The following is a 5,952-nucleotide window of genomic DNA, read 5'->3' as shown; positions in this document are numbered from 1 at the left end:
TTCCAGCGCGCCCAGGGCTGGCCAGGGCCCCGGGCCCGTCTGGGGCGCCGCCGACCGCCGGGCGACCCAGGCGTTCGGGGCTCGGGCCGGGAGGTCGCGGTGGCCGCCGTCAGGACACCCGTCGTCCCGTTCGCGGGCGGGATGTCCTTGCCCGCGCCCCGCACGAGCAGGCTCCAGGTCTGGGCGCCCGGCAGTCCGTCGGCGCCGCTGCCGGTCCAGCCCTGGGCGCGCTGGAACGCCTGGGTCGCCCGGCGGTCGGCGGCGCCCCAGACGGGCCCGGGGCCCTGGGTGTAGAAGCGCTTGCCGCCGCGCGCGACCAGCATCTCGCCGAGACGGGTGACGTACGGGTTGTCGGCGCCCGGCCCGAAGGCCGCAGTCCCGGGGAAGTCCGTCATGAGCGACGCGGTGACGGGCTGCTCGGCGACCGGCTGCTCGGTGACGATGGCGCCGCCGTTGCCGGTGCTGAGCCCCTTGTACCGGTAGGGCACATAGCGCGAGGAGTTGGCCCAGTACGCGTACGGCGTGGGCAGTCTGCGGGCGAGCGGCGGCGTCTGCTCGTAGGCGATGTAGGAGGTGTGCGTGTAGTCCGTCCAGCCGCCGAAGATCACCACGTGCGAACCCTTGGTGGGGTTGTCGGGGTTGTGGAAGAGCAGGATGTCGCCGGGCTGGAGCTCCTCCTTGGCGATCCGTACGGAGAAGTTGCCCAGGCTGCCGGTCCACTCGTTGGTGCCCAGGTTCCAGGCCATCGACACGAACCCGGAGCAGTCCTGCCGGTACCCGTCCGACCAGTACTTCTCCATGCTGTACGGGACCTGCGCCGCCACCCACTTCTTGGCGCGGTTGATGATGTCGGCCCGCGTGACCGGCTGGCGCCCGGGCGGCACCGGCGCCTCGGGCCGCGCGGCGGCGCTCCCGTGCAGGGCGCCGGTGACCCCCTGTTCGGTCACGGGCCCGGGGTCGAGGTCGGCGGTGCCGTCTCCCGGGGCGGCCCGGTCGTGACCGGCGCCCGGGGCCGGCGGTCGCGCGGGGGCGGCGGTCGCGGCGGTCGCGGTCTGGGCACCCAGGACCACCCCCGCCGCGGTCGCGAGCACCAGTACGCGGCGGGCGCCGTGGGCCGCCGGGTGGCCCCCGGCGCGCCGGGGGAGGGCGGCCGACCGCCGCCGGTCCGCACACCCGGGGCAGCCGCACGCGCCCGCCGGCTCGTACTCCTCGAACACCGGCACCGTCATGGGCGTCACCTGCCGCTCTCGGCGATCTCGTGGTCGTTGGCGATCTTCTCTGCGCTTCTGCACGGGCGACAGCTTTCCCACCGTTCGCCTGAACCGCACTATGACGTATCAAAACGGATGAAACGAACATCTCACCGCGTGGCGCCGGTCGGAACCACCCTTCCGAGTCCGGTAGAGTTCTCGGTGTCAGCAGGCGCCGCTAGCTCAGTTGGTTAGAGCAGCTGACTCTTAATCAGCGGGTCCGGGGTTCGAGTCCCTGGCGGCGCACAGACAGCCACAGCCCCCTCACCATCGGTGAGGGGGCTGTGGTCGTTCGGGGGCGCGCGCCCGCGCCTCCCGCGCCGTGCGGCGCGTGACGCTCCTTCGGGAGCACCGCCCAGAATCCGCACGCCCTGCACAAGCGCCCCGTAAAGCCCGCGTTTGACCGGTAAACACCTCGTTTCACCCTTGCGATCAAGCCGCCGGGCGTAGAAACCTGGCTGAGGACCACCGGTTCCCAAGGGGGTGCGCGCCTCCATGACTTGGAGGTCGCGCATGAGGTTCGGAGGGGAATGTCCCGGTTGCACCGTCTGTGGGGTGGGGGCCCTGTTCAGGAAGCGGTGCCGAGGAAGGCATCATGCAACCGGAAGGGCCTCTTCCTATGTCTTGGATCAAGGGGGACGGCCCGCCCTTTGACCGACCATCACCACGTCCGCGGGGTCGAGGGGGACCGCCGCGGACGACGGAACAACGACACACACGCAACCTGACCCTTGCGTGCGGGGGGATGACTCATGACGTCGACGCCGACCGGCGCCCGGCACCACGACGACCCGTCCCAGACCACCCAGCTCCGGCTGCCACCGCATCTGCGGCCCGGGGCCCGGCAGCGGCTGAAGAAGTCGCTGCCGCGCTACGACTACGAGCACTACAGCAGACTGGCCGGCCCGCTCACCGAGCCGGACCCCACCAAGCCGTACCGCGTGCGCTACCGCTCGCTCCTCTCGCAGGAGCCGCACCGGATACGCGCGGCCCTGCTCCTGGGCGCCGCCCCGCTGGTCTCGCTCGGCCTGTTCGCCTGGCTGATGCAGCCCGAGCACTGGACCAAGCGCGACCACGCCTCGCACTCCCTGCTGGTGCTGGACATCGTGATGCTGGTCTCGATCGGGCTGATCGAGCTCTTCCGCACGATGAACGTGCTCTCCAACGCGCACGCCACGCTGGTCGCGCGCGACCCGGTCCCCGTGGTGCCCGAGACCGGCACCAGGGTCGCCTTCCTCACCTCCTTCGTACCCGGCAAGGAGCCGCTGGAGATGGTGACCAGGACCCTGGAGGCGGCGGTCCGCATCCGCCACCGGGGCCTGATGCACGTCTGGCTCCTCGACGAGGGCGACGACCCGGCGGTCAAGGAGGTCTGCGCGCGCCTGGGCGTGCACCACTTCTCCCGCAAGGGCGTCGCGCGCTGGAACCAGCCCAAGGGCCCGCACCGCGCGAAGACCAAGCACGGCAACTACAACGCCTGGCTGGAGGCGCACGGCGGCGACTACGACTTCTTCGCCTCGGTCGACACCGACCACGTGCCGCTGCCCAACTACCTGGAGCGGATGCTCGGTTACTTCCGCGACCCCGACGTCGGCTTCGTCATCGGCCCGCAGGTCTACGGCAACTACGACACCTTCGTCACCAAGGCCGCCGAGTCCCAGCAGTTCCTCTTCCACGCGCTGATCCAGCGGGCCGGCAACAAGTACGGCGCGCCCATGTTCGTCGGCACCAGCAACGCCGTGCGCATCAGCGCGCTGAAGCAGATCGGCGGGCTCTACGACTCGATCACCGAGGACATGGCGACCGGCTTCGAGATGCACCGCGCCACCAACCCGGCCACCGGCGAGAAGTGGCGCTCGGTCTACACCCCGGACGTGCTGGCCGTCGGTGAGGGCCCCACCGCCTGGACCGACTTCTTCACCCAGCAGCTGCGCTGGTCCAGAGGGACGTACGAGACGATCCTCAAGCAGTACTGGAAGGGCTTCGGCACGCTGCCGGCCGGCAAGCTCTTCAACTACACCATGATGATCATCTTCTACCCGATGTCGGCCCTCAACTGGATCCTGGCGGCGCTCAGTTGCGCCCTGTTCCTCGGGCTCGGCGCCTCGGGCGTGCAGATCGACCCGGTCATCTGGATGATGCTGTACGGCAACGCCTCGGCGCTGCAGATCGGGCTCTACATCTGGAACCGCCGCCACAACGTCTCGCCGCACGAGCCGGAGGGCTCCGGCGGGATCGCCGGCATGGTGATGTCCGCGCTCTCCGCGCCCATCTACGCCCGCTCGCTGATGGACGCCGTACTGCGCCGCAAGAGCTCCTTCGTGGTGACCCCCAAGGGCGACTCGTCCAGCCCGGACACCCTCTTCGGCACCTTCCGCATCCACCTGTTCTTCATCGCCCTGTTCGGCGGCTCGCTCATATCCTCGTTCTTCAACGGCCACAGCCACCCCGCGATGATCACCTGGGCCGCCCTGGCCATGCTGATCACGGCCGCGCCGATCATCGGCTGGCGCTGGACGGTACGGGCGGAGAAGAAGAAGCGCGGCAGGCGCCGGCGCTCCGGCCCGCCGGCAGGCCCGCACCAGCAGGAACGCCCGCAGTGGAACCCGGGGGCGCCCGCCGCGCCCGGCACACCGCAGCCGCCCGCCGACCAGACCGCGCAGATCGCCCTTGGGGGACGTAACCCATGAGATTCCGCCCGACCCGCCGTACTCGCCGCTGGGCGATCGGGACGACGGTGGTCCTCGCGCTCGCGGGCGCCAACGGGCCCTGGCTCTACCGGTTCTCCTCCGACCAGTACCACGACTACAAGATCAACCAGCCGGGGTACAAGGCGGACAACGGCCACTGGGACATGGTCGACATGCCCAAGCAGTTCCGGCTCAACACGATCCACGCGGCGCTGCTGCACACCGGCAAGATCCTGCTCGTCGCGGGCTCCGGCAACAACGCCAAGAACTTCGACGCGAAGAAGTTCGACACGGTGCTGTGGGACCCGGACAAGAACACCTTCAAGAAGATTCCCACGCCCAACGACCTGTTCTGCACCGGCCACACCCAGCTGGCCGACGGCAATCTGCTGATCGCGGGCGGCACCAAGCGGTACGAGAAGCTCAAGGGCGACGTCACCAAGGCCGGCGGCCTGATGATCGTCCACAACGAGGACCCGGACAAGCCGATCACGCTGCCCGCGGGCAGCCGGTTCACCGGCAAGTCCAACGGCAAGACGTTCGTCTCCAAGGACCCCGTCCTCGTCCAGCGCGCCAAGAAGGTCTTCGACAAGAAGACCGGGAAGTTCCTGCGCACGGAGGCCGGGCTCGGGCGGATCTACGTGGAGGCCGAGGAGTCCGGCACCGAGCACGAGACCGGCACCGAGGACAACTACCGCGTCCAGGGCAAGGGCTCCGACACCCGCAACGTCTACGGCATCGCGCAGAAGCTCGCCCTGGACAAGAAGGACTTCCAGGGGATCAGGGACGCGTACGAGTTCGACCCGGTGGCCGAGCGGTACATCACCGTCGACCCGATGAACGAGGCCCGCTGGTACCCCACCCTGACGACGCTCGCCGACGGCAAGGTGCTGGCCCTCTCGGGCCTGGACGACATCGGGCAGCTGGTCCCGGGCAAGAACGAGGTGTACGACCCGAAGACGAAGAAGTGGACGTACACCAAGGGGATCAGGCAGTTCCCGACCTACCCCGCGGTGTTCCTGCTCCAGAACGGCAAGCTGTTCTACTCGGGCTCCAACGCGGGGTACGGACCGGACGACGTCGGCCGTGACCCGGGCATCTGGGACTTCGCGACCAACAAGTTCACGAAGATCCCCGGGCTGAGCGACCCGCTGGAGATGGAGACGTCCGGGACGGTGCTGATGCCGCCGGCGCAGGACGAGAAGTACATGGTGATCGGCGGGGGCGGGGTCGGGGAGTCGTCCAAGGCGTCGAAGAAGACCCGCGTCGTGGACCTCAAGGACCCCCATCCGTCCTTCAAGGACGGCCCTTCCCTGTCCGACGGCACCCGCTACCCCGAGACGTCGGTGCTCCCCGACGACACGATGCTCATCAGCGGCGGCTCCAGGGACTACCGGGGCCGGGGCGGCTCCAACCTCCACCAGGCGCGGATCTACGACGCGAAGACGGGCACGATGCGGCGGGTCGCGGACCCCGAGGTGGGCCGCAACTACCACTCCGGCTCGATCCTCCTGCCGGACGGCCGCGTCGTCACCTTCGGCGGGGACTCGCTGTTCGCGGACAAGGACGACACCAAGCCGGGGGTCTTCGAGCAGCGCATCGAGATCTACACCCCGCCGTACCTGTACAAGGGCAAGGGCACCCGGCCCGAACTCGGGCCCGGCCCCACGTCGCTGGCGCGGGGCGGGAGCGGGGTGTTCCGTACGAAGGACGCGGCGTCGGTGAAGACGGCCCGGCTGATCCGTCCGAGCGCGACGACCCATGTCACGGACATCGACCAGCGGTCGATCGCGCTGGACGTGGTGAAGGCGGGGAACGGGGACGGGGTACGGGTGACGGTCCCGAAGAACCGGAATCTGGTGCCGGCGGGGTGGTACATGCTGTTCGTGACGGACGGGGACGGGGTGCCGTCACGGGCGGTGTGGGTGGAGGTGCGGTACGGGGTGGTACATGCTGTTCGTGACGGACGGGGACGGGGTGCCGTCACGGGCGGTGTGGGTGGAGGTGCGGTA

3 protein-coding genes, 1 tRNA gene and 1 pseudogene are annotated in these 5,952 nt (G+C 69.6%); 4 read left to right on the top strand and 1 reads right to left on the bottom strand.

Features of this window, described 5'->3' with window-relative positions; genetic code table 11:
• Positions 1–1,229: peptidoglycan-binding protein (locus ACJA3G_RS27810; RefSeq protein ID WP_406555784.1), on the bottom strand; the 1,229-nt coding region annotated here is incomplete at its 3' end.
• 193 nt (positions 1,230–1,422) lie between these two features.
• Here ACJA3G_RS27810 and ACJA3G_RS27805 point away from each other — a divergent pair.
• The 4 genes and pseudogenes from ACJA3G_RS27805 to ACJA3G_RS27790 form a co-directional block, all read left to right on the top strand.
• Positions 1,423–1,496: transfer RNA gene (locus tag ACJA3G_RS27805), tRNA-Lys, on the top strand.
• A 506-nt stretch (positions 1,497–2,002) separates the two neighbouring features.
• Entirely contained in the window at positions 2,003–3,940 is a 1,938-nt protein-coding gene (locus tag ACJA3G_RS27800; RefSeq protein ID WP_406555783.1) for a glycosyltransferase family 2 protein, read from the top strand.
• Positions 3,937–5,874, top strand: a pseudogene (locus ACJA3G_RS27795) (galactose oxidase-like domain-containing protein); the annotation flags it as partial. The gene ACJA3G_RS27800 and the pseudogene ACJA3G_RS27795, both read left to right, overlap by 4 nt.
• 16 nt (positions 5,875–5,890) lie before the next feature.
• Positions 5,891–5,952, top strand: a 62-nt coding sequence (locus tag ACJA3G_RS27790; protein WP_406555785.1) for a hypothetical protein, incomplete at its 3' end; no start/stop codon positions are given.

It is taken from the genome of Streptomyces sp. YS-3, assembly GCF_045257485.1.
GTDB lineage: Bacteria > Actinomycetota > Actinomycetes > Streptomycetales > Streptomycetaceae > Streptomyces.
Note: the sequence above shows the minus strand (reverse complement) of the source record. Positions and strands in the feature narration are given on the sequence as shown.

What these genes read in the sequence shown, in the direction of transcription:
- ACJA3G_RS27800 (WP_406555783.1), top strand. Translation starts at nt 2,003, where the DNA reads ATGACGTCGACGCCGACCGGCGCCCGGCACCACGACGACCCGTCCCAG.